The 23,104-nt window shown below is 68.8% G+C and carries 23 protein-coding genes; 3 read left to right on the top strand and 20 right to left on the bottom strand.

The window, feature by feature from the left end; translation table 11 throughout:
• The 8 genes from Psi02_RS22320 to gap all read right to left on the bottom strand — a co-directional run.
• On the bottom strand, window positions 1-374 hold a 374-nt coding region (locus Psi02_RS22320; RefSeq protein ID WP_203977171.1), incomplete at its 3' end, for an IPT/TIG domain-containing protein.
• An 85-nt stretch (window positions 375-459) separates the two neighbouring features.
• Window positions 460-1,233 carry an IPT/TIG domain-containing protein gene (locus Psi02_RS22325; protein WP_203977173.1) on the bottom strand — a complete coding sequence of 258 codons (774 nt, stop codon included), beginning with the start codon at window positions 1,231-1,233 and terminating at the stop codon, window positions 460-462.
• Window positions 1,234-2,037: 804 nt separating this feature from the next.
• A complete protein-coding gene (locus Psi02_RS22330) occupies window positions 2,038-3,108 on the bottom strand; it encodes a YVTN family beta-propeller repeat protein (protein WP_203977175.1) in 1,071 nt (356 codons plus the stop codon).
• Window positions 3,109-3,368: 260 nt separating this feature from the next.
• Complete coding sequence (locus Psi02_RS22335) at window positions 3,369-3,716, bottom strand: RNA polymerase-binding protein RbpA (protein ID WP_203955948.1); 348 nt, start codon at window positions 3,714-3,716, stop codon at window positions 3,369-3,371.
• A 74-nt stretch (window positions 3,717-3,790) separates the two neighbouring features.
• Window positions 3,791-4,021 (bottom strand): preprotein translocase subunit SecG, encoded by a 231-nt coding sequence (gene secG, locus Psi02_RS22340; RefSeq protein WP_142572490.1) that lies wholly within the window; start codon window positions 4,019-4,021, stop codon window positions 3,791-3,793.
• A gap of 112 nt (window positions 4,022-4,133) precedes the next feature.
• Window positions 4,134-4,895 carry a triose-phosphate isomerase gene (gene tpiA / locus Psi02_RS22345; RefSeq protein ID WP_373317660.1) on the bottom strand — a complete coding sequence of 254 codons (762 nt, stop codon included), beginning with the start codon at window positions 4,893-4,895 and terminating at the stop codon, window positions 4,134-4,136.
• A 17-nt stretch (window positions 4,896-4,912) separates the two neighbouring features.
• The gene (locus Psi02_RS22350) at window positions 4,913-6,100 is read right to left on the bottom strand and encodes a phosphoglycerate kinase (protein ID WP_203977177.1); all 1,188 of its coding nucleotides are present in this window, start codon (window positions 6,098-6,100) and stop codon (window positions 4,913-4,915) included.
• On the bottom strand, window positions 6,100-7,104 hold the full coding sequence (gene gap, locus Psi02_RS22355) for a type I glyceraldehyde-3-phosphate dehydrogenase (RefSeq protein WP_203955946.1): 1,005 nt from the start codon (window positions 7,102-7,104) through the stop codon (window positions 6,100-6,102). The genes Psi02_RS22350 and gap overlap by 1 nt, the downstream gene beginning before the upstream one ends.
• 392 nt (window positions 7,105-7,496) lie before the next feature.
• Between gap and Psi02_RS22360 the strand changes: the two genes are divergently transcribed.
• A complete protein-coding gene (locus Psi02_RS22360; RefSeq protein WP_203977179.1) occupies window positions 7,497-7,763 on the top strand; it encodes a hypothetical protein in 267 nt (88 codons plus the stop codon).
• Window positions 7,764-7,766: 3 nt separating this feature from the next.
• Here the strand turns inward: Psi02_RS22360 and whiA are convergent, their stop codons facing one another.
• From whiA to uvrA, 6 genes are all read right to left on the bottom strand, one after another.
• A complete protein-coding gene (gene whiA / locus Psi02_RS22365; protein WP_203955944.1) occupies window positions 7,767-8,747 on the bottom strand; it encodes a DNA-binding protein WhiA in 981 nt (326 codons plus the stop codon).
• A gap of 64 nt (window positions 8,748-8,811) precedes the next feature.
• Complete coding sequence (locus tag Psi02_RS22370) at window positions 8,812-9,729, bottom strand: gluconeogenesis factor YvcK family protein (protein ID WP_239095073.1); 918 nt, start codon at window positions 9,727-9,729, stop codon at window positions 8,812-8,814.
• Window positions 9,730-9,956: 227 nt separating this feature from the next.
• Window positions 9,957-10,826 (bottom strand): RNase adapter RapZ, encoded by an 870-nt coding sequence (gene rapZ, locus Psi02_RS22375; protein ID WP_203977183.1) that lies wholly within the window; start codon window positions 10,824-10,826, stop codon window positions 9,957-9,959.
• A 204-nt stretch (window positions 10,827-11,030) separates the two neighbouring features.
• A complete protein-coding gene (uvrC, locus tag Psi02_RS22380) occupies window positions 11,031-12,986 on the bottom strand; it encodes an excinuclease ABC subunit UvrC (RefSeq protein WP_203977185.1) in 1,956 nt (651 codons plus the stop codon).
• Between the two features lie 227 nt (window positions 12,987-13,213).
• Window positions 13,214-13,669 (bottom strand): Rieske (2Fe-2S) protein, encoded by a 456-nt coding sequence (locus tag Psi02_RS22385; RefSeq protein ID WP_203977187.1) that lies wholly within the window; start codon window positions 13,667-13,669, stop codon window positions 13,214-13,216.
• A gap of 164 nt (window positions 13,670-13,833) precedes the next feature.
• On the bottom strand, window positions 13,834-16,674 hold the full coding sequence (gene uvrA / locus Psi02_RS22390; protein WP_203977189.1) for an excinuclease ABC subunit UvrA: 2,841 nt from the start codon (window positions 16,672-16,674) through the stop codon (window positions 13,834-13,836).
• 285 nt (window positions 16,675-16,959) lie between these two features.
• Between uvrA and Psi02_RS22395 the strand changes: the two genes are divergently transcribed.
• Window positions 16,960-17,772: a maleylpyruvate isomerase family mycothiol-dependent enzyme gene (locus tag Psi02_RS22395; RefSeq protein WP_203977191.1), complete on the top strand. Its 813-nt coding sequence runs from the start codon at window positions 16,960-16,962 to the stop codon at window positions 17,770-17,772.
• Between the two features lie 30 nt (window positions 17,773-17,802).
• Window positions 17,803-18,447, top strand: coding sequence for an MBL fold metallo-hydrolase (locus Psi02_RS22400; protein WP_203977193.1), 645 nt, complete (start codon window positions 17,803-17,805; stop codon window positions 18,445-18,447).
• Between the two features lie 63 nt (window positions 18,448-18,510).
• Here Psi02_RS22400 and Psi02_RS22405 read toward each other — a convergent pair whose 3' ends face one another.
• The 6 genes from Psi02_RS22405 to Psi02_RS22430 all read right to left on the bottom strand — a co-directional run bounded on the left by Psi02_RS22405 (window position 18,511) and on the right by Psi02_RS22430 (window position 23,072).
• Complete coding sequence (locus tag Psi02_RS22405) at window positions 18,511-19,797, bottom strand: RNA polymerase sigma factor (protein ID WP_203977195.1); 1,287 nt, start codon at window positions 19,795-19,797, stop codon at window positions 18,511-18,513.
• Window positions 19,798-19,888: 91 nt separating this feature from the next.
• Complete coding sequence (locus Psi02_RS22410; RefSeq protein WP_203977197.1) at window positions 19,889-20,263, bottom strand: YciI family protein; 375 nt, start codon at window positions 20,261-20,263, stop codon at window positions 19,889-19,891.
• Between the two features lie 43 nt (window positions 20,264-20,306).
• Window positions 20,307-21,008: a DUF998 domain-containing protein gene (locus tag Psi02_RS22415; protein WP_203977199.1), complete on the bottom strand. Its 702-nt coding sequence runs from the start codon at window positions 21,006-21,008 to the stop codon at window positions 20,307-20,309.
• Between the two features lie 118 nt (window positions 21,009-21,126).
• Window positions 21,127-21,423, bottom strand: coding sequence for a hypothetical protein (locus tag Psi02_RS22420; protein ID WP_203886251.1), 297 nt, complete (start codon window positions 21,421-21,423; stop codon window positions 21,127-21,129).
• A 151-nt stretch (window positions 21,424-21,574) separates the two neighbouring features.
• Window positions 21,575-22,414, bottom strand: a complete 840-nt coding sequence (pssA, locus tag Psi02_RS22425; protein ID WP_203977201.1) for a CDP-diacylglycerol--serine O-phosphatidyltransferase — start codon at window positions 22,412-22,414, stop codon at window positions 21,575-21,577.
• On the bottom strand, window positions 22,401-23,072 hold the full coding sequence (locus tag Psi02_RS22430) for a phosphatidylserine decarboxylase (protein WP_373317656.1): 672 nt from the start codon (window positions 23,070-23,072) through the stop codon (window positions 22,401-22,403). The genes pssA and Psi02_RS22430 overlap by 14 nt, the downstream gene beginning before the upstream one ends.
• Between the last annotated feature and the right edge of the window lie 32 nt (window positions 23,073-23,104).

The following is a 23,104-nucleotide window of genomic DNA, read 5'->3' on the forward strand; positions in this document are numbered from 1 at the left end:
GTGACCGAGCCGAACCTCACCGACGTGGCCCCGGTGAAACCGGTCCCCGTGATCACGACGACGGTGCCGCCCGCCACCGGTCCCTGATCGGGGGCGAGCGCCGAGATCACCGGAGCCGGGACCGCGACGTAGGTGTACGGCACCGTCTGTGAACTGGTGCCGCTGAGCGCGCTGACCGTCACGTTGACCGTGCCCGTCCCCGCCGGCGTGATGGCCGTCAACTGCGTGCTGGAGCCGACCACCACGCCGGAGGCGGCGTTCCCGCCGAACCGCACGGCGGTGACGCTGACGAACGCGCTCCCCGTGATCGACACGGATGTGCCGCCTGCGGTGGACCCCTGGTTCGGGGTCACACCGTTGACTACCGGAGCCATGGGTCCTCCCAATGGGGGGCGTGCGCCCCCGGCAGGTCAGGCGCCGGGGGCACACGTGATGGATGGGGTTGTCTCCCGCGCCTGATCAGGCGTAGGTGAAGGGGACGGCGGCGCTGGCGCCGCCCGGAGTGGTGACGACCACGTCGACCTCCCCGGTCGGGCCGGTCGGGGCGGTCGCGATTATCTGCGTGTCGGAGTTGGGGGTGAAGTCGGCGTCGACGCCGTCGAAGGTGACGGTGACGGACGAGCCCACGAAGGCCGTGCCTGTGATCACCACCTCTGTGCCGGCCGGGCCGGTGTCGGGTGTCAGGTCGGTCACCTCGGGGGTGTCGAAGAGCATGACGGCATTGGTGATCGTGAGGCTGCCTCCGGCCGTACGAACGGAGACGTCCCGCGTCTGGAACCAGGGGTTCGACCCGAGCGGGGTGATGCTCAGGGGGGTCGCCGTGATCTCGACGTCGCTGGTGGGCGGCGTGAGAGTGCCCGTGACCCCGCCGAACTGGACCCGGTTGGTGGTCAGCAGGGTCGCACCGGAGATCTCTACCGGGACGGGCGTGGCGGCCGACCCTTCCGTGGGCGCCAGACCCGACACGAACGGGGGGTCGATGTAGAAGAACGGCAGCGGGTTGCTCGTGCCGGTGGGGCTGACGACGTTGACGCTCGCCGCGCCGCAGCCGGAGGGGATGGTGCAGGTGACGACCGTTCCGCCGACGTTGGAACTGGCGGCGACGGTGCGCGACCCGATCTTCGCGCTGGTGGTTCCGGTCAGGCCCGTGCCGTTGATGGTGAGGGTCTGACCGTAACCTCCCTGGTTGGTGTTCTGGGGAGCTGCGCTGAGTGACGTGATGACAGGTGCCATCAGAGTGGCCTTTCTCTTGGAACGCTCCAAAAAATTGGGATCGATGCGGGCGGCCTTCATTTCCCCATGGGGCTCGCCCGGCCATGCCGGATGTATTCACGGCATGACTCCGGCGATCGAAGAATTGTCCCGCGGGAATTCCGCACGGTGTTCACGACACGGAATTCACTGGAATTCCGGCTCGCGATCGCGGCAGAACGCGATCATGCCGGATCATGAACGGCGGCCGGTGGAATCGAAATCGAGCCACCAGTTGAGAGCCGCGGACGCGCGGTGCTCGAGGCCGCTACGGAGGGATGGATCGCACGATGCCTCCCGGATCTCGCAGGAACGTCAGGCCGGACTGATCGGCAGAAGCCTCGCCGACCCTCTACCCCACGCGAAACGGCGGTCATCAACCCTTACGAGCCCCCACGATGACCCGAGACGCCGTGCCTGCGCGACCGAGGATCCTTACTGCTGATGCGATTAGAATCCATGCGGCAATATCAAGTAAAGAGGAAATCCGCCAAATGGTATGCGTGAATTACGATGCCGCCGCCGCGGCGAAACGTCATCTGCGATGGACGGGGGAAATCGCAGCTGGGACGGCGTCCGGGCAGAGGCCGAACATGACGGGAGGCCGCGACATGTCGTCACGGCCTCCCGAAGAATCTTTGCACATCCCCCTCAAATCGGGGGTTCCAAGTGACGGCCCAAAGTCATTTCCACCGCCATTTGGTGATATTCATATGAATCAGTGTTGATAACGAAATACGACAGCCCAGTGATGTGCACGTCCCGATCACCGGAACGATCGGATGTTCACCCTCCACCCTGGCTCTGGGACGCGTGAGCCTCGGCCTCCGCGACGGCGCGGGGCCGAGGCTGGGGAGCAGGATCCGGGGTGGACAGGCTGCTGGAGGCGACGCCCAGCGGCCCGGCTCCGACGTTGATGGTGCCAAGAAGTGTGTTGGTCAGCGTGTTGATCACCGACACGTTGTTGGTGCCGCCGTTCGCGACGTACAACCGCGTGCCGCCGACGGAGACGGCCAGACCCACGGGCGACAACCCCCCGACGGGGATCGTCGTGATCAGGGGGTTGGGCAGCATGTCGACCGCGACGTTGAGCACCGACACGAGCCGGTTGAACGAGTCGGTCACGTACGCCCGGGTGCCGTTGCGGGAGACCGCCACCCGCTGGGCGTCCCCTCCGAGGACGATGGTCTCGCTGACGGTGTTGTCCGAAGTTCTGATCACCGACAACGTGCCGGCGCCGAGGTTGGTCACGTAGGCCCGGGGGCGGGTGGGAGAGAAGGCCACCCCGACGGGGGCGCCCCCGACGGGGATCGGCGTCCCGATCACGGCATTGGTCAGAGTGTTGATCACAGACACCGAGTTGCTGCTGAGGTTGGTCACGTAGGCGCGGGTGCCGTCAGGGCTGACGGCCACCCCGGAGGGAAAGGCACCGACGGGGATCGTGGTCACGATGCTGTTGGTGCTGGTATTGATCACCGACACCGTGTTGGCGCCCTGGTTGGTCACGTAAGCCCGCGTGCCGTTGCGGCTGACCGCCACCGCGAAGGGGGAGTTCCCGACGGGAACGGTGGCGATGACGCGCCTGGCGACCGTGTCGATCACCGACACGGTGTTGTCACCCCCGTTGGCGACGTAGGCCCGGGTGCCTCCAGGCGAGACCGCCAGTTCTTCTGGACTCACGCCCACGGGGATGGTGGCCACGACGCTGTTGGTCGCGGTGTCGATCATCGAGACCGTATTCGCGGCCGAGTTCGTCACGTAGGTGTACCCACGTGTCTCGGCGACCGCCACCCCGGCCCCGACTCCGGACGCGACCATGGCCGCGACCAGGCCGGCGGAGGCCGCCGTCGACTTCATGTACGACCCGAGGCCGCGGGACCTCGGGAATGGATTCTTGGTCGCGACTCTCATCCAACCAGCCAGCACCGGGACCTCCACATCGACGATGATCGAGATCCCGTTCTACGGCCGGACAGCACCCCATCCCGGAACGTGGCACGCTGACTTGCGCTCTCATGACCTGTCGCTTGGCCAATTCAGCACTGCCTGCCCTGAACACGCCGAAGTCCCCGCGACCGTTCCGTCGCGGGGACCTCGTGGCTTTCGTGCCGTACGACCTAGTAGATCGGGCGGGAGGACGAACGCAGACGCTCCAGAGCCTCGGCGAGGATCTGTGCGCCGTCAGTGTCGCTACGACGCTCCTTCACATACGCGAGGTGCGTCTTGTACGGCTCGTTCCGCGGCGGGGCGGGCGGATTGGCCTCGTCCTGACCGGCCGGCAGCCCGCACCGGGGGCAGTCCCAGTGCTCAGGGACGGCCGCGTCACTGGCGAAGCTGGGGCGCGTCTCGTGCATGTTGGCGCACCAGAACGAGACCCGCACGCGGGGGGCTGCCTCGCCACGCTCGGCCTCCCCCATGGGGCCGGCTCCGACTCGGCTGCCACGGATCGCGTTGCCACTACCCACGGATGAACTCCTTGCTCGATCGCCCCGGGGACACGGGGAGGTGAATCCAGGTCACGCGTTGCCAGAGGAAGCCGCTACGGCTTGAGCAGCAGACCCAGCGCGATGATGCAGACGAACCAGACCACACCCGTGATGACGGTCAGTCGGTCCAGGTTACGCTCCACCACGGACGATCCGCCGAAGGACGAGGTGAAACCGCCGCCGAACAGGTCTGAGAGACCGCCGCCCTTGCCCTTGTGGAGCAGGACGAGCAGCACCATCAGAGCGCTCGACAGGATGAGGGCGATGGAGATTCCGATTGTCACCGTAGACCTGTTCCTATTTACGGGCGTGCACACGACGCCATCGGCGTGACGATTCAATCTTGCACTATGAGGGTACGACTTGTTGTCAACTCGTACCCCCTAAACGGCCCAGCTAGCCAGGCATCTCCCCAAAGCGGCAAATCCTGACGAATTCTCCCTGGTCGAGGCTGGCCCCTCCGACGAGGGCGCCATCGATGTCGGGCTCCGCCATGATGCCGGCGATGTTGTCCGCCTTTACCGAGCCTCCGTAAAGGATACGGACCGACGCGGCCACCTCGTCCCCATACAGCCCGGCGAGTCGCATCCGGATGGCCCCGCAGACCTCCTGGGCGTCCTCACGGGTCGCCACCTCGCCGGTGCCGATCGCCCATACCGGTTCGTACGCCACCACGAGCGACTTGGCCTGCTCCGCCGTGATGCCGTCGAGCGCCCCGTCAAGCTGCGCGAGCGTGTGCTCGACGTGGCGGTCCTCCCTGCGGATCTCGAGCTTCTCGCCGACGCACAGGATCGGCGTGATCGAGTGCCGGTAGGCCGCCTTCACCTTGGCGTTGCAGAGGCCGTCGTCCTCGTGGTGGTACTGCCGGCGCTCGGAATGCCCGACCAGCACGAAGGTCGCGCCGAGCTTCGCGAGCATCGCCCCGGAGATGTCCCCGGTGTAGGCGCCCGAGTCGTGATGGGACAGGTCCTGCCCGCCGTACACGATCCGGAGCTTGTCACCGTCGATCAGCGTCTGGACGCTGCGCAGATCGGTGAACGGCGGCAGCACCGCGACCTCGACGGCGTCGAAGTCCTTGTCGGTCAGCGAGAACGCCAGCTTCTGCACCAGGTTGATGGCCTCGAGGTGGTTGAGGTTCATCTTCCAGTTGCCGGCCATGAGAGGCTTGCGCGCCACTATGCCTCCAGCGCCGCGAGCCCGGGCAGCGTCTTGCCTTCGAGGTACTCGAGGCTGGCGCCGCCGCCGGTGGAGATGTGCGAGAAGCCGTCCTCGGGGAGACCGAGCAGCCGCACCGCGGCCGCCGAGTCGCCGCCGCCGACGACGGTGAACGCGCCGGACCGGACGAGCGCCTCCGCGACGGCACGGGTGCCCCCGGAGAACGCCTCGAACTCGAACACGCCCATGGGGCCGTTCCAGAACACCGTCTCGGCGTCCGCCAGCTTCGCGGCGAACAGCTCACGCGTCTTCGGGCCGATGTCCAGGCCCTCCCGGTCAGCCGGGATCGCGGTGGCGTCGACCACCTCGTGGGGCGCGTCCGCCGCGAAATGCGTGGCCGCCAGCACGTCCACGGGGAGCACCAGATCGACTCCACGGGACGCGGCCTCGTTGAGGAAGCCGCGGACCTGGTCGAGCTGGTCCTCCTGCAGCAGCGAGTTGCCGACCTCGTGGCCCTGCGCCTTGAGGAAGGTGTAGGCCATGCCGCCGCCGATGAGCAGCCGGTCGACCTTCGCCAGAAGGTTGGCGATGACACCCAGCTTGTCGGAGACCTTCGCACCACCCAGGACCACGACGTACGGCCGGGCCGGGTCCTCGGTGAGCTTCTTGAGCACCTCGACCTCGGTCAGCACGAGGTCGCCGGCCGCGTGCGGGAGCCGCTGCGGCACGTCGTAGACGCTGGCGTGCTTGCGATGCACCGCGCCGAAGCCGTCACCGACGTACAGGTCGGCGAGAGCGGCCAGCTTGTCGGCGAACTCCCCCCTGACCGCGTCGTCCTTGGACTCCTCGCCGGGCTCGAACCGCAGGTTCTCCAGCAGCGCCACCTGGCCGTCCTGGAGAGCGTCGGTCACGCTCACCGCCGACTCGCCGACCACGTCGGTCGCGAACGCCACGTCCTCGCCGAGCAGCTCCGCCAGCCGCCGGGAGACCGGGGCGAGGGAGTACTTGGGCGTCGGAGCGCCCTTGGGGCGGCCGAGGTGGGCGCCCACGATCACCTTGGCGCCACGCTCGAGCAGTTTCTTGATCGTCGGCACCGACGCCCGGATCCGGCCGTCGTCGGTGATCGTCTCCCCGTCAAGGGGGACGTTGAGGTCGGCGCGCACGAAGACGCGCCGACCCTTCACGTCGAGCTCGTCGATTCCGATCATCAGAGCGAGGCGCCCACGTACTCGATCAGGTCGGCGAGGCGGTTGGAGTAGCCCCACTCGTTGTCGTACCAGCCGATGACCTTGACCTGGTTGCCGATGACCTTGGTCAGACCGGAGTCGAAGATGCACGACGACGGGTCGGTCACGATGTCCGAGGAGACGATCTCGTCCTCGGTGTAGGACAGGTAGCCCTTGAGCGGGCCCTCCGCGGCCGCCTTCAGCGCGGCGTTGACCTCTTCGACCGAGGTCTCACGCTTGACCTCGACGGTCAGGTCGGTCGCCGAGCCCGTGGGGATCGGCACGCGCAGCGCGAAGCCGTCGAGCTTGCCCTTGAGCTCGGGCAGCACCAGGCCGATCGCCTTGGCCGCGCCCGTGGAGGTCGGGACGATGTTCAGCGCCGCCGCGCGGGCGCGCCGCAGGTCCTTGTGCGGACCGTCCTGCAGGTTCTGGTCCTGCGTGTAGGCGTGGATGGTGGTCATCAGACCCTTCTCGATACCGAAGGTGTCATTGATGACCTTGGCCATCGGGGCCAGGCAGTTGGTGGTGCACGAGGCGTTCGAGATGATCGTGTGCGCCGCGGGGTCGTAGGTCTCGTGGTTGACACCCATGACGACGGTGACGTCTTCGTTCTTCGCCGGAGCGGAGATGATGACCTTCTTCGCACCGTTGTCGGCGTGCACGCGCGCCTTGGTGGCGTCGGTGAACAGGCCGGTCGACTCCACGACGACGTCGACGCCCAGGTCGCCCCAGGGCAGCTTCGCCGGGTCGCGCTCGGCGAATGCCTTGATCGCCTTGCCGTCGACGGTGATCTCGTCCGCCGAGGCCTTCACCTCGTACGGCAGGCGGCCCAGGATGCTGTCGTACTTCAGCAGGTGGGCGAGCGTTGCGTTGTCGGTCAGGTCGTTGACCGCGACAATCTCGATGTCCTTACCGCTGGCCGCCACTGCGCGCCAGAAGTTGCGGCCGATACGGCCAAAGCCGTTGACGCCCACGCGGATGCTCACGGATCCGATCTCCTCGTACGTCGTGCGCCGGCACTCCGGCGACATGGCTGGCGTGAAACCTCAATGACAGACCTTATCGGACGCAAATTGGACTAGACCACGCGCGGGTGGGTCATGCCACAGTCAGGCAAAGCGCACACCAAGAGTCAGTGTCTGGGGTAAGGTGCCCGGCTTGTCGTAGTAAACATCCTTCGCCGGAGCCGCCCTCGGCATCGTCGTAGAGGACGTCGTCCAGGTCGTCCGGGCCGCAGAAGCCCTGGGCACCCCGATCGGCTACGTCGACGCCTTCACGATCGTCACCGATCACTTCAGCGAGATCATCGACATCAAGAGCCTGTTCATTTGGGCTATCGGCGCGACGTTCGGCTTCTCGTTCGTGAACCGGCGGGGTCGTGGCCGCTCAGCAGAGCCGGACGGCGGCCGCCGGTGCTCCGGTGACCACGCCCGCGGCCGACGGGCCGCAGGACGCGCCCCAGGCGACCGACACGACGGACGCCGCCCAGGGCGAAGCGAAGGAGGCCGGGGTCACCGAGCCCGGGACCGCCAAGGCAGAGACCATCGCGGCCGACACCGCCAAGGCTGAGACCGCTGAAGGCGACACCCCGGAAAGCGAGCCGACGCCTGAGCCGGCCACCGAGCCGGAGAAGGTCAAGAGCTGACGCTCAGGGAGCGAGCATGTCGGGCGTGAGGTTGGCCTCGGTGTTGGCGATGCCGATGTCCTGAGCCCGCTTGTCCGCCATGGCCAGCAGCCGCCGGATCCGCCCCGCGATCGCATCCTTGGTCAGGGGCGGGTCCGCGATCTGGCCGAGTTCCTCCAGCGACGCCTGCTTGTGGTCGACCCGCAGCCGGCCCGCCACCACAAGGTGCTCGGGAGCGTCTTCGCCCAGGATCTCCAGGGCGCGCTGGACCCGGGCGCCCGCGGCGACGGCCGCCCGGGCCGACCTGCGGAGGTTGGCGTCGTCGAAGTTGGCCAGCCGGTTGGCCGTCGCCCGGACCTCGCGGCGCATCCGCCGTTCCTCCCAGGCGAGGACGCTGTCGTGCGCCCCCAACCGGGTCAGCAGGGCGCTGATCGCATCTCCGTCGCGGACCACGACCCGGTCGACGCCGCGCACCTCACGCGCCTTGGCGTGGATCTTGAGCCGCCGCGCGGATCCGACCAGGGCCAGCGCCGCCTCCGGCCCCGGGCAGGTCACCTCCAGCGACATCGAGCGCCCGGGCTCGGTGAGCGAGCCGTGCGCCAGGAACGCCCCCCGCCACGCGGCCTCGGCATCGCACGTGGCTCCGGACACCACCTGACGGGGCAGCCCGCGGACCGGCCTGCCGTGGTTGTCGATCAGTCCCGTCTGCCGGGCGAGGGCCTCGCCGTCCTTGTAGACCCGCACGACGTACCGCGAGCCCTTGCGTAGACCGGCCGGCGCCAGCACCAGCACCTCGGCCCTGTGGCCGAACACCTCGCCGATGTCCTTGATCAGCCGGCGGGCCGTCACGTTCGTGTCCAGCTCGGCCTCGATCACGATCCGACCGCCGACGAGGTGCAGTCCGCTCGCGAACCGCAGCAGCGTCGATACCTCGGCCTTACGACAGCAAGGCTTGAGCACCGATAGGCGGCTCAGCTCGTCCTTCACCACACCCGTCATGGCCATCTGCGCGTGTCCTCCCCGAACCAGACTTACGGGAGCCAGTCTCTCGCACCTTGACAGACGGGGATCACCGCTTCTCGTGGAAAATCTCGTCCAGGACCGTGGCAAGACGTGGTCCATCGTGCCTCGGAGATCCGTCAGAAGCGGCCACATCGGCCAAAACCAAACGGCCGCCGAGGGACACGGCGGCCTTCTCCAGGGCCCGCGGATCGTCGACGACGCTCTGGTCGGCCAGCACCGCGTCGACGAGCAGGGACGGCGCGTGCTCCCTGAGCACCTCCAGATGTTTCTCCGGGGAGAAGCCGTCGGTCTCTCCCGGCTGCGGCGCCAGGTTGAGGACGACCAGGCGCCTGGCACTGGTCGCGTGCAGCGCACGGGCCAGCTCAGGCACCTTGAGGTGCGGCAGCACACTGGTGAACCAGGATCCGGGGCCGAACACCACCCAGTCGGCCTCCTCGATCGCCTCGACCGCCTGCGGGCAGGCGGGCGGGTCCGGCGGCACCAGCGAGATCGCCTGCACCCGCCCCGGGGTCAGCGCGCAGGCCACCTGACCGCGGACGACGGAGATCACACCGTCCAGCTCGACCTCGGCCTCGATGTCCAGGGGAACCGACGCCATGGGCAGGACCCGGCCGTGGGCGCCGAGCAGCCGGCCCACCCACTCCAGCCCCTTCACGGGGTCGTCGAGCAGCTCCCACAGGGCCACGATCAGAAGGTTGCCGATGGCATGCCCGTGCAGCTCGCCCTCGCTGCGGAAGCGATGCTGGACGACCTCGCTCCAGGTCTTGCCCCACTCGTCGTCGCCGCACAGCGCCGCGAGGGCCATCCGCAGGTCCCCGGGCGGCAGGACGCCGAGTTCGCGCCTCAGACGGCCGCTGGAGCCCCCGTCGTCGGCGACCGTGGCGATGGCCGTGAGATCGCCCGTGACCCTTCTCAGGGCCGACAGGGACGCGTACAGGCCGTGGCCACCGCCGAGGGCGACCACCTTGGGCCCACGCGGGGGACTCGCGAACTCCCCGGGGACGGCGGACTCAGCGAGTCCAAAGGCGAGCTCGTTCATGCTCCTCCTCGCCGCACGGCTCGCCTAACCCTAACGAAGCCCTTTTCCAGAAAGCCCTACTCTACGAAAAAGCTCCGGAAGATCCACAATTGCGCGATACGGCCTTGCCCGGCGAGGACGATGTGGAACCGTGCCGCGAGATGCGAGGAGGTTTACTCGCGGCCCATGTCGCGATGGCTGACCTGCACGTCCATGCCGTCTTCCCGGAGCCGGGACCCGATCTCCTCGGCCATGGCGACGCTGCGGTGCTTGCCTCCCGTGCATCCCACGGCGAGGGTGACGTAGCTCTTGCCCTCGCGGGTGTACCCCGCGGCCACGACACCGAAGACGTCCTCGTACCCGTCGAGGAACTCCTTCGCGCCCGGCTGGTTGAGCACGTATTCCCTGACGGGCGTGTCCAGGCCGTTCATGGGACGCAACTCGGGCACCCAATGGGGGTTCGGCAGGAACCGGCAGTCGACCACCAGATCGGCGTCCACGGGCATGCCGTACTTGTAGCCGAAGGAGACGACGTTGACCTTGAGGCCGGGCCGGTCCTCCCCGCCGAAGAAGGAGACCACCTTGTTGCGCAGCTCGTGGACGTTCAGCGACGAGGTGTCGATGACCAGGTCGGCATTGGCCCTGACCTCACGGAGGATGCCGCGCTCCCGGCCGATGCCGTCGACCAGCCGGCCGTCCCCCTGAAGGGGATGGGGCCGCCGGACGTTCTCGAACCTGCGGACCAGCTCGTCGTCACTCGCTTCCAGGAACATCACCCGTACGCCGACGCCGCGGCCGTCGAGCTCCTCGATCGCCGCGTTGAGGTCCGTCGTGAAAGCGAGGCTGCGCACGTCGACGACGGCCGCCACCTTGTCGGCGGCCAGGTTGACCTTGCCCGCCTCCTCCGCCAGGGAGAACAGCAGACCAGGCGGCAGGTTGTCGATGACGAACCAGCCCACATCCTCCAACGCCTTGGCCGCTGTGCTCCGGCCCGCACCTGACATGCCTGTGACCACAACGAACGCCGGCTCAGTCGTGCTCATCGCCCGCTCACCGTCCTGCCTGATTAATGGCCTCGATACGGCCTCGTCCCATCGGCGCCCCCGCCTGGAGACGACATGCCCCTGCCCGGAGCATGACACCGCCGCACCACGGCGCGCCACCGGCTCGCCGCAACACGCGACCGTCCCGCCACCGCACGTGACCGTTCGAAGCCGGCCACGTGCCGGGCGAACGTCCCCCGACGTTCACGCGCTCTCTTCCTTGAAGGCCGCGACGATCGCGTCAGCGGTCGCCGGGCCGATGCCGGGAACCTCGAGGATCTCGGTGGCCGTGGCGTCGCGCAGTCGCTTGACCGAGCCGAAGTGGCGCAGAAGCGCCTGCCTGCGAGACGGCCCGAGCCCCGGAACCTGGTCCAGCGCGCTTTCCTTCAGCGTTTTGGAGCGCTTTGACCGATGGTAGGTGATGGCGAAGCGATGGGCCTCATCGCGGACGCGCTGCAGCAGGTAGAGACTCTCGCTGGTCCGCGGAAGGATCACCGGCAGGTCCTCCCCCGGCAGCCAGACCTCCTCCAGCCGCTTGGCCAGCCCACAGACCGCGACGTCGTCGATCCCCAGCTCGTCCAGCGCGCGCTGAGCTGCGGCCGCCTGGGCCGGGCCGCCGTCCACGACGACGAGGTTGGGCGGGTAGGCGAACTTGCGCGGGCGGCCGGTCTCCGGGTCGATGGGCATCCCGGCCGCCGAATCGCCGCGTCCCCGGTCCGCGTGCTCGTCCACTGACCCGTCCCCCGCGGACTCGTCGTCGAGCTCGCCGGTGGCGACGCGCTCTTCCAGATAGCGCTTGAACCTCCGGCAGATGACCTCGTATATGGAGGCGACGTCGCCCTCGGCACTCTTGATCGAGAACCTGCGGTATTCACTCTTGCGGGCCAGCCCGTCCTCGAACACCACCATCGAGGCCACCACGTCGGATCCCTGGATGTGGGACACGTCGTAGCACTCGATCCGCAGGGGGGCCTGGTCCAGGTCGAGGGCGTCGGCGATCTCCTGCAACGCGCGGCTGCGCGTCGTCAGATCGCTCGCGCGCCTGAGCTTGTGCTGGGCCAGGGACTCCTTGGCGTTGCGCTCGACGGTCTCCATCAGGCTCTTCTTGTCCCCCCGCTGGGGGACACGCAGATCCACCCGCGAGCCCCGCTGCTCGCTGAGCAGCTCGATGACGGCCTCCATGTCGGGCGGCGCGGCCGGGACGAGGATCTCCCGGGGAATCGTGGCCTCGCCGTACATCTGGAGGAGGAACTGCTCCACGAGATCGCCGGACGTCGTCTCCTCGACCTTGTCGACCACCCAGCCGCGCTGACCGCGGATCCGCCCGCCGCGCACGTAGAAGACCTGCGCGGCCGCCTCCAGCGCGTCCTCGGCCAGGGCGATCACGTCGCAGTCGGTGCCGTCGCCGAGGACGACGGTCTGCTTCTCCAGCGCCCGCTGCAGCGCCTGGACGTCGTCGCGGAGCCGGGCGGCCTTCTCGTACTCCTCGACGGCGGCCGCGGCGCGCATCTCACGCTCGAGCCGCTTGATGAAGCGGGTGGTGTTGCCCGCCATGAAGTCGCAGAAGTCCTCCGCCAGGTCGCGGTGCTCCTCGGGGGTGACCCGGCCGACGCAGGGGGCCGAGCATTTGTCGATGTATCCCAGCAGACAGGGCCGCCCGATCTGGCCGGCCCGCTTGAAGACGCCGGCCGAGCAGGTGCGCACGGGGAACACGCGCAGCAGCAGGTCGACCGTCTCCCTGATCGCCCAGGCGTGCGAGTAGGGCCCGAAGTAGCGCGTCCCCTTGCGCTTGGCCCCGCGCAGCACCTGCACCCGGGGGAAGTCCTCCCCCATGGTCACCGCGAGGTACGGGTAGGACTTGTCGTCGCGGTACTTCACGTTGAACCGCGGGTCGAACTCCTTGATCCAGGAATACTCCAGCTGGAGCGCCTCGACCTCGGTCCCGACCACGGTCCAGTCGACCGACGCCGCGCTGGTGAGCATCGTCTGGGTCCGCGGATGCAGCCCCGCGAAGTCCGCGAAGTACGAGTTCAGTCGTTGACGAAGGCTCTTCGCCTTGCCAACGTAGATCACCCGGCCGCCGGGGTCGCGAAAGCGATAGACGCCTGGCGACTCGGGGATCGATCCGGGCGCCGGTCGGTAGGTTGCCGGATCCGCCACAACCCAAAGCCTACTTGGATCCGCCGACAATTCCGGCTTCTGGAGATCGCGACGACCGCCGCTTCATGAGATCGTGACGACCTTCATTTCGTGAGACCGCGACGACCGCCATGCGCGAGATCGCGATGGCCGCCGCCGGGGTTCGCCCGGAGATGGAGAAGCCCGGCGGGATCGTGGCCGGCCGCCCTCGTGCGGGCCGGCCTCCGTGATCGCGCCGGGCGCGGGACTCACGCCAGGGTGATGTCACTCCCGCTCACGTTGATCTTCATCTCCGGGAGCGGCGCCGACGCCGGGCCGTTCACCACGGAGCCGTCCTTCACACTGAACCTGCTCCCGTGACACGGGCAGTCGATCGTGCCGTCAGCGATCTTGTCCACCATGCAGCCCTGATGGGTGCACACCGCACTGAACGCCTTGTACTCACCGGCGGAAGGCTGGGTCACGACGAGCTGCGCACCCAAGATGACCTTGCCGCCCCCTTCGGGAATGTCCGTGGTCTTGGCGATCGCGGCGCCGGCCTTGACCTTCGAGGCGGCCCCGTCAGCGGCCCCGTCCGCGGGTGGAGCGGGCGGGGCGGCCGCGTCCGTGCTTCCGGTGCTGTATCCGGCGCAGGCGGTCAGCGCGACCGCGAGACCGGCCCCTCCCGTGCCGAAGATCACCGCACGACGTGTCGTCTCCGTCATTTTCTTCCTTCCGTTCTGCGAACAGGCCCGGGTCTTCGTCCGCCCCATGAGTGACGTGTAACCCTACGTCGACTACTACGGATCGGATCCCTGACCTGGTTCAGCATGACGGACGACTGATCTGCGGAAAGTAGGCGGGGCCCCGGTCGGCCTGCCCGAATCCGTCACATTCCGAGGATCTTGCGAAGGAACAGGGCGGTGTGGCTGTCCTCGATCCGGGCGATGGCCTCAGGCGTTCCCGTGGCGACCAGTTTGCCGCCGCGGGACCCTCCTTCGGGGCCCATGTCGATGATCCAGTCGGCCGTCTTGATGACGTCGAGGTTGTGCTCGATGACGATGACCGTGTTCCCGTTGTCGACGAGCCGGTTGAGCACGCCGAGCAGGCGCCGGATGTCCTCGAAGTGCAGACCCGTCGTCGGCTCGTCGAGCACGTAGACGGTGCGCCCGGTGGACCTGCGCTGCAACTCCGAGGCGAGCTTCACGCGCTGGGCCTCGCCGCCGGACAGCGTGGTCGCCGGCTGCCCGAGCCGCACGTAGCCGAGGCCGACGTCGTTGAGCGTCTGCAGGTGCCGCCGGATCGCGGGGATGGCCTCGAAGAACTCCAGGGCCTCCTCGATCGGCATGTCGAGGACCTCGGAGATCGTCTTGCCCTTGTAGTGGACCTCCAGCGTCTCCCGGTTGTACCGGGCGCCGTGACAGACCTCACAGGGGACGTACACGTCGGGCAGGAAGTTCATCTCGATCTTGATGGTGCCGTCGCCGGAGCACGCCTCGCAGCGGCCGCCCTTGACGTTGAAGCTGAACCGGCCGGGCAGGTAGCCGCGGATCTTCGCCTCGGCGGTCGCCGCGAAGAGCTTGCGCACGTGGTCGAAGACCCCGGTGTAGGTCGCGGGGTTGGACCTCGGCGTGCGCCCGATCGGCGACTGGTCGACGTGGACGACCTTGTCGACCAGATCGGTCCCCGTCACCCGGGAGTGGCGCCCGGGTACGGTGCGGGCACCGTTGAGCTCCTTCGCGAGGGCGTTGTAGAGGATGTCGTTGACCAGCGTCGACTTGCCCGAGCCGGAGACGCCCGTCACCGCCGTGAAGACGCCCAGGGGGAACTCGACGTCCACGCCCGTCAGGTTGTGCTCGCGGGCGCCCTTCACGACGAGTTGCCGCTTGCGGTCCCGCTTGCGGCGGACGTCCGGTACGGCTATCGCCTTGCGGCCCGACAGGTACGCCCCGGTGAGGGACTGCTCGCTGGCGAGCAGTTGCTCGACCGTGCCGGAGACGACCACCTGGCCGCCGTGCTCGCCCGCGCCGGGACCGATGTCGACCACCCAGTCGGCGGCCGCGATCGTGTCCTCGTCGTGCTCGACCACGATCAGCGTGTTGCCCATGTCCCGCAGCCGGATGAGCGTCTCCAGGAGTCGCTGGTTGTCGCGCTGGTGCAGGCCGATCGAAGGCTCGTCCAGGACGTAGAGCACGCCGACGAGGCCGGACCCGATCTGGGTCGCCAGGCGGATCCGCTGGGCCTCGCCGCCCGCGAGCGTCCCGGCGGCCCGGTCGAGGGTGAGGTAGTCGAGACCGACGTCGAGGAGGAAGCCGAGCCGCGCGTTGATCTCCTTGACCACCCGCTCGGCGACGTGCATGTCCCGGTCGGACAGGTGCAGCTTGCCCAGGAACGCGGCGCACTCGCCGATCGACAGACCCGAGACGTCGGCGATGGACGCGTCGCTCACGGTGACGGCGAGGGACACCGGCTTGAGGCGGCGCCCGTTGCAGGCCGGGCACGGGACCTCACGCATGAAGCCCTCGAACCGGTCACGGCTGGCGTCGCTCTCCGACTCGGCGTGCCTGCGCTGCACCCAGGGGATGACGCCTTCGAAGTTCGTGTAATAGGAGCGCTCACGGCCGTACCGGTTCCGGTAGCGGATGTGGACCTGCTCGTCGTAACCGTTGAGGAGCGCCTTCTGCGCCTTCTTGGGCAGCCGCTCCCACGCGGTGTCGAGGTCGAACCCGAGCGCGCTGCCCAGGGCCTCGATCATCCGGACGAAGTAGTCGCTCGTGTGGCCGCTGGCCCAGGGGCTGATCGCGCCGTCGCCGAGTGTGCGCTCGGGGTCGGGCACGACGAGGTCGGGGTCGACCTCCATCCGGGTGCCGAGACCGGTGCATTCGGGGCAGGCGCCGAAGGGCGAGTTGAACGAGAACGAGCGGGGCTCCAGCTCCTCGAACGACAGGTCGTCGTAGGGGCAGTAGAGATGCTCCGAGTAGAACCGCTCGCGGTTGGCGTCGCCCTCGGGGAGGTCGACGAAGTCGAGCGTGATCGTGCCGCCGGACAGCTGCAGGGCGGTCTCCACCGAGTCGGTGAGCCTGCGCCGCGCGCCGTCCTTCACCGCGAGCCGGTCGACGATCACCTCGATGTCGTGCTTCTCGTACTTCTTGAGCGTCGGCGGCTCCTCAAGCCTGACGATCGTGCCGTCCACCCTGGCCCGGGCGAACCCCTTCGTCTGAAGCTCTCGGAACAGCTCGCCGTACTCCCCCTTGCGGCCGCGGATGACCGGGGCGAGCACCTGGAAGCGAGTGCCCTCCTCCAACTCCAGCACGCGGTCGACGATCTGCTGCGGCGTCTGCCGCGCGATCGGGCGGGCGCACTGGGGGCAGTGCGGCTTGCCGATCCGCGCCCAGAGCAGGCGCAGATAGTCGTAGACCTCGGTGATCGTGCCGACCGTGGAACGCGGGTTGCGGTTGGTCGACTTCTGGTCGATGGAGACCGCCGGGGACAGTCCCTCGATGAAGTCCACATCGGGCTTGTCCATCTGGCCGAGGAACTGCCGCGCGTAGGCGGACAGGGACTCGACATAGCGCCGCTGGCCCTCGGCGAAGATCGTGTCGAAGGCCAGGCTGGACTTTCCGGAGCCGGAAAGCCCCGTGAAGACGATGAGAGCGTCTCGCGGAAGGTCCAGCGAGACGTCCTTCAGGTTGTGCTCACGTGCGCCACGCACGATCAGGCGGTCAGCCACGGTGGTCCCGATAGGTCGATGGAGTCAACAGGAGGTGCACGGGCAAGCTATCCGGAGCCACCGACAATTTCCGGGGCGTCCTCCGGCGGCCGGCGCGGGCGGCCGCTGAACGCCTCCGAAACGGTCACGCCCCCACTCATCCAGGGTATGAGTTCCGTCAAACCCACGTCCCGGACTCCGGCCGGAAACTCTTCCAGTAGAACCGTCCAGGTCTGCGCGCTCTTCCCTGGCACCCCACGACCGGCCGTCCGGGGCACGGTCCACGGGGTGGTCCATGATGGCCCTATGTCTGCTCTCGAGGAGTTCCAGACCGAACTGGCCGAATCCACGAGCCGGCTGCTGGCGACCGCCGCCCGGCTCACCGACGACGACGTCCGCGCGCCCTCTGTCCTGCCCGGATGGACCCGGGGGCACGTCCTGACCCACCTGGCACGCAACGCCGACGGCCACGTCAACCTGCTGACCTGGGCCAGAACCGGAGTCAGGACGCCCCAATACTCCGCTCCGGGGGTGCGGGAGTCCGAGATCGAGGCGGGAGCCGTACGGCCCGCGAAGGAGCAACTCGCCGACCTCGAGGAGAGCGCCGGACGGTTCAGGGAGGCGATGGAGAGCCTGCCCGCCGAGGCCTGGTCGGCGATGGTGATCGGCATGCGCCCGCCCGAGCACCCGGCCTGGTACATCCCGGCCCGCCGGCTTCGCGAGGTCGAGGTCCACCACGTCGATCTCGGCATGGAGTACGGCTGGGCCGACTGGCCGGAGACCTACGTCAGGCGGGAGCTGTACGACACGATGTCGTCCTGGCCCCGCGCCGATGGCCCGCTCAGCGAGATCGTCTCCCGGGACCGGCGCGACGACGGCGAGCACGTCCAGGTCTGGCGGGGTCTCGGCCACGGCCCCGCCGTGCACGGCTCTCCCCGTGAGCTTCTCGCCTGGCTCATCGGGCGGGGCGACGGGCGGGGCCTGAGCGTGAAGCCGTCGGAAGCCGCGGGCGCGCCGGCGCCGGGGAGCCTGCCGGCGCCGCCTCCGTGGCTGGTGCTGCCCGCTCCCCCGGAGCTGCCGGCGGAGCCGCCGCGCACATGGCCGCCCGGCCGTGACTAGCGTGAGCCGTGAAGGATCTTTAGGAGGATCATGAGCTACACCGGAGACGTCACCCAGGGTGGCCCCGCCGACGTGCGTGAGCTGCCCGGACTGACCATTTCCAAGATCGAGGTCGGCGGTTTCGGCAACAACGCCTACCTTCTGCGGTGCACGGAGACCGGCGACGGGCTGCTCGTCGACGCGGCCGCGGAGCCGGATCGCCTGCTCGCGCTGATCGGCGATCGGCCGATCAGCTCGATCGTTACCACCCACCGCCACCAGGACCACTGGCTGGCCCTCGAGGACGTGGCCAGGGCCACGGGAGCGCAGGTGATCGCCCACCCGCTCGACGCCCCCGAACTGCCGGTCGAGGTCACGCGGACGGTGGACCACGGCGACCAGGTGAACGTGGGCAACGCCACATTGGACGTCATCCACCTGCGTGGGCACACACCGGGATCGATCGCGCTCCTGTACCGGGACTCCCACGTCTTCACGGGCGACTCGCTGTTCCCCGGCGGCGTCGGGAACACCCAGAAGGACCCGGAGCGGTTCACCCAGTTGTTCACCGACGTCGTCGAGCGGATCTTCGACCGGCTGCCCGACGAGACCTGGGTGTACCCGGGCCACGGCAAGGACACCACCCTCGGCGTCGAGCGCCCGTCCCTGCCGGAGTGGAAGGCGCGCGGCTGGTGATCCGCGCCTGACGATTCCGACGACACGGCCGAACACGGCCGCGTGCCCGATCCGGGCACGCGGTCACCCGGCCGGGGTCCCCTTGGCGTGGTCCGCGGCCCGGTCGAGGAAGAGCGCGCGCTCCCGTCCGTTCCGGGTCAGCGTCGCGGCACGTTCGAACTCCAGCCGTGCCTCCTCGAGCCTGCCCAGCCTGGCGAGGAGATCACCGCGTACGGCGGGCAGCTGGGGGTAGGCGGCCAGCGTCCGCTCGGACACGAGCCTGTCCACGATCTCCAGACCCTCGGCCGGGCCGGTGGCCATGCCGACGGCGACGGCCATGTTCAGCTCCACGACCGGAGACGGCGAGACATGGGCCAGCACCTGGTAGAGCGCCGCGATCCGCTCCCAGTCCGTGTCCTCCCTGGACGGCGCGCGGGCGTGGCAGGCGGCGATCGCGGCCTGCAGGGCGTACGGGCCGAACATCCCGCCGAGCGCCTCGGCCCGGTCGATCGCCTCCATGCCCCGGCGGATGAGCAGCCGATCCCACAGGCGCCGATCCTGGTCCATGAGCAGGACGGGGTCGCCCGACGGGCCGGTCCTGGCGCGCAGACGTGACGCCTGGATCTCCATCAGTCCGACCAGCCCGTGCACCTCGGGCTCGCCGGGCGCGAGCCCGGCGAGGATCCGGCCCAGCCTGAGCGCCTCCTGGCAGAGCTCCGGGCGCGTCCAGTCGTCCCCGCCCGTGGCCGCGTAGCCCTCATTGAAGATCAGGTAGATGGCGCCGAGCACCGATGAGAGCCGGTCGGCCAGCTCGTGCGGCGCCGGCAGTTCGAACTCGACCTTCTTCGCGGCGAGTGTGCGTTTCGCGCGGACGATCCGCTGGGCGACCGTGGGCTCCGCGATCAGGAACGCCCGGGCGATCTCCTCGGTGGTGAGCCCGCCGAGCAGGCGCAGTGTGAGCGCCACCCGGGACTCGGTCGGCAGGACGGGGTGGCAGGCGGTGAAGACCAGGCGCAGCAGGTCGTCGCCGATCTGGTCGTCGATCGCCGCGTCCAGGTCCGGTTCCGCCCACTGCCGGACGTCGAGATCACGGCCGACCTCCTCGAGCTTGTGCGCGTACCGCGTCTGGCGGCGCAGGAGGTCGATCGCGCGATGCTTCGCGGTCGCCATGAGCCACGCGCCCGGATTGTCCGGGACACCCGCCTCCGGCCACTGTTCGAGGGCGATGACCAGGGCGTCCTGCGCGAGTTCCTCGGCCAGGCCGACGTCGCGGACGAGCCGGGCGAGTCCGGCGATCACCCGGGCCGACTCGATCCGCCAGACCGCCTCGATCGCGCGGTGGGTGGCCCGGTGGGGATCGGCGACCGTCATGGTTGCCGATCCAACCACCACCGGCCTCCGTACGGGAGGCAGGGGACGAGATCCCGCCGCGACGCGGCAGGGAATCTCAACCCGCGTGGCCTCAGGTCGCCGGAGGCCCGAAGTCCTCGGGACCGAGCACCTTCAGGACCGTGGACTCACCCTCCCAGCCCTCCCACAGGTCCCGGTGCAGCTTCATGAAGCGCGAGGTCCACTCGACGGCCTCCTCCTTCGACCGCACCTCGTAAAGCGCGTAGCTGATGAGCTCCTTCGCCTCGGCGAACGGCCCGTCGGTCACGCTCAGCCGTCCCCCGGCCAGCGCGACCAGGGCGCCCGCCCCGCTCGGGGCCAGCCCCGCGGTGTCGAGCAGGGCGCCGGCCGCCGCGGCCTCGCCGCCGAGCTTCATGATCGCTTCCATGAGCTCGGGGGGCGGCGGGGTCGCCGGCTGCTCCGCCTTCAGTATCACCAGGTAACGCATGGTCTCTTCCGCCTTCCTGCGACGCTCTCCGAATGGGGGGGGTTCAGCTGTGCGAGGCCCTGCGGTAGAGATGAACCGCCACCGCTGAGATCCAGGCGCAGACGAGCACGACGGCCGCGGTGAAGGCCAGATTGATCCACACGCTACCGCCGCCGGACGCGATGCCGGCGAAGCCCGCGAAGAACAGCACCCCGGTGATCCGGGAGAACACCGCCCAGCCCCGGCGACCCTCACGGCCGAACCGGGCTCCCGTCACGAAGCACGCCACGATCAGGCAGGTGAACCCGATGCCGCCCGAGACGAAGTGCAGCGTGCCGTGCCAGGAGACCTCGCCGGCGCCTGCCGGCGTCCCCACGGGGAAGCCCAGCGCCGGGTCCGCTCGGAACGCCCCGGCGGCCGCCATGCTCGTGCCGTACGCGCCGACCAGGCGAGGCGCCCAGGTGGCGCCCCGGCCGGGCCGCAGGGCCCGTCCCAGGCCGACCGCGAAGGCGACGGTCATCAGCCCGGTCACCACCAGATCGGCGATGTGGATCCAGCCGAAGTCGCCGTTGGCGAGCAGGCTCCACGCGTGGCGGGAGAAGTCGAAGCCCTCTCGGGTGAGGCCCTCGGTCACGGACACCAGGACGTAGATCGGCCCGGCGATGACACCGTAGGCCAGCAAGGTCCTGGTGACGCTCGTCGCCGGATCGCAGCCCCTTCCGGCCTCGGCGCCGTCCCCGGCCGAAGTCGCCTGCAGAGCCGTCATGTCGATTCCCTTCGGTTCCGGGCCGCTCGTTTCGGCCCGCTACCTGGGCCTCGAACAGGCCGGCCGGGAATCGACACATCGAAGGAAGTTTTTTCCGGGCAGGGTTCCGCGGTTCCGCTCAGGCGTCTTCGAGGCCCGGGTGCGGGCGAGGCTCACCGGTGGTGAAGACCTTGACGATGCGATCGGCCGCGGCGGCGGGCTGGTCGGCGCTCTCCACCACGTCGCCCCAGGACCAGCGGTAGAACCAGCCGTCGGACAGGGCGACGCAGTCGACGGTCTCGGAGAAGATCGCCGCGTCCGGATCACGGACCTTCAGCGAGGGGGGGTCGGGGCGCAGGAACGCCTCCAGGCCCCTGAGCTCCAACTCCCGCGCGAGTTTGCCGAGGAAGTACGTCCGGGTGTGCTCACGAGGCATGGCGACCAGGGCTCCGTTTGGACTAGGCGATCTATCCACGTGAAGAAGAAGAGCCTGGGCCCGCCTGACGATCATGCCCTGCTGACATGCCCGACGCTGAAGGGGCCCGAGTGACCGTAGTTCCTGGTCAGACCCCTGTTCACCATCGGCGTCAGCCCACGCTCTCCTCGCGTCGTTCCCTGCGCCGCTGCTTTTTGAACATCAGAACGCGCAACGGAATCGCCGACACCATGGCGATCTGCATGACGGCGCCCACGGTGATCAGCTGGTCGCCTCCGGCCAGGCGGGCCGCCCAGATGATGAGGCACGCCACGTTGATCATCATCCAGGCGAGGACGACGGCGGCGAGGTTGCCCTTCGGCTTGGGGTACTCGATCCGGCTGACCATCAGCCACGCGACCGCGATGATCCCGGCGATCGTCACATATCCCGGCTGGAAGAGCAGCACGATCGACACCACGGTCATCGCGCCCATCGGGATCGGCAGACCCATGAAGTCGCCGCTCTTGGTCTTCACGCAGGCGAAGCGGGCCAGCCGTACGACACCGGCGAGCAGGACCGAGGCGGCGGCGAACAACACGAGCCAGAGAGGCACCCTGCCGGAGAACCCGCCCCAGATCACCACCATGAAGGCGGGAGCGAAGCCGAAGCTGATCACATCGGCGAGGTTGTCCAGTTCGGCGCCCATCGCCGACGCGCGGAACCTCCTGGCCACGAGGCCGTCGAACAGGTCGCACGTCGCACCGACGAGCAGCAGGACCACCGCGGTGCCGAAGAACCGGGGGTCGGGCTCGAACTTGACGCCGGACTGCAGATCGGTGATCGCCGACCACGCGAGCAGGCAGACGGCGAGGAAGCCGCTGAGGGCGTTTCCGAGCGAAAGCGAGTCTGCGGCCGACAGACGGAAGGCCTTGCCGACCGGGCCTTGGGGCTCGTCGGCCAGCCCTTCGACCGGCCAGCTCGCGTCCGCACCGAGATCAGATGTGGTCAAGGCGCGTCACCCCCGCCACGGTCTTGTCGCCCACGGTGACCGCGGGAGCGACGCCCTCGGGCAGGTAGACGTCGACCCGGGAGCCCAGCCGGATCAGTCCGACCCGCTCGCCCTGGGTCACCTTGGCTCCCGCCTCCAGGTACGGCACGATCCGGCGGGCCACGGCGCCGGCGATCTGCACCATCTCGATGTCTCCGAGGTCGGAGTCGAAATGCCAGACCACGCGCTCGTTCTTGTCGCTGTCCTTGTTGAACGCGGGGACGAACCCGCCGGCCACGTGCTCGACCGACGTGATCGTGCCCTCCACCGGCGCCCGGTTGACGTGCACGTTCAGGGGGCTCATGAAGATCGCCACCCGTGTACGGCCGTCGGCCCACGGATCGATGCTCTGGACGACTCCGTCGGCCGGCGAGATCACCCTGCCCCGTCCCGGCACCCGCTCGGGATCGCGGAAGAACCAGAGCATTCCACCCGTCAGGGCCGCCAAAGGTGCGGCGGCCAGTGCCCACTTGGGGGACCTGCGGATGAGAAGGGTGGTGACAGCCGCCGCCGTGGCGGTCGGCGCCAGCCATGGCGACACCCCACGCGCGAGCCGGATCCGACCGGGACCTCCCGCGGCCTGGACGAGGTCGCGGGAAAATTCAGAATCGTTGGACACAGGGAACCTTTGTACTCTGTAGCGACTATGGA

The sequence above is a fragment of the Planotetraspora silvatica genome, assembly GCF_016863315.1.
Classification (GTDB): Bacteria; Actinomycetota; Actinomycetes; order Streptosporangiales; family Streptosporangiaceae; genus Planotetraspora; species Planotetraspora silvatica.

Bases quoted from the DNA above. Each gene is read 5' to 3' on its own strand.
- Psi02_RS22405 (WP_203977195.1), bottom strand. From the start codon at position 19,797: ATGACGGTCGCCGATCCCCACCGGGCCACCCACCGCGCGATCGAGGCG.
- whiA (WP_203955944.1), bottom strand. From the start codon at position 8,747: ATGGCCATGACGGGTGTGGTGAAGGACGAGCTGAGCCGCCTATCGGTG.
- Psi02_RS22325 (WP_203977173.1), bottom strand. From the start codon at position 1,233: ATGGCACCTGTCATCACGTCACTCAGCGCAGCTCCCCAGAACACCAAC.
- Psi02_RS22400 (WP_203977193.1), top strand. From the start codon at position 17,803: ATGAGCTACACCGGAGACGTCACCCAGGGTGGCCCCGCCGACGTGCGT.
- rapZ (WP_203977183.1), bottom strand. From the start codon at position 10,826: ATGAGCACGACTGAGCCGGCGTTCGTTGTGGTCACAGGCATGTCAGGT.
- Psi02_RS22420 (WP_203886251.1), bottom strand. From the start codon at position 21,423: ATGCCTCGTGAGCACACCCGGACGTACTTCCTCGGCAAACTCGCGCGG.
- Psi02_RS22350 (WP_203977177.1), bottom strand. From the start codon at position 6,100: ATGATCGGAATCGACGAGCTCGACGTGAAGGGTCGGCGCGTCTTCGTG.
- Psi02_RS22385 (WP_203977187.1), bottom strand. From the start codon at position 13,669: ATGACGGAGACGACACGTCGTGCGGTGATCTTCGGCACGGGAGGGGCC.
- tpiA (WP_373317660.1), bottom strand. From the start codon at position 4,895: ATGGCCGGCAACTGGAAGATGAACCTCAACCACCTCGAGGCCATCAAC.
- Psi02_RS22330 (WP_203977175.1), bottom strand. From the start codon at position 3,108: ATGAAGTCGACGGCGGCCTCCGCCGGCCTGGTCGCGGCCATGGTCGCG.
- Psi02_RS22410 (WP_203977197.1), bottom strand. From the start codon at position 20,263: ATGCGTTACCTGGTGATACTGAAGGCGGAGCAGCCGGCGACCCCGCCG.
- Psi02_RS22415 (WP_203977199.1), bottom strand. From the start codon at position 21,008: ATGACGGCTCTGCAGGCGACTTCGGCCGGGGACGGCGCCGAGGCCGGA.
- Psi02_RS22395 (WP_203977191.1), top strand. From the start codon at position 16,960: ATGTCTGCTCTCGAGGAGTTCCAGACCGAACTGGCCGAATCCACGAGC.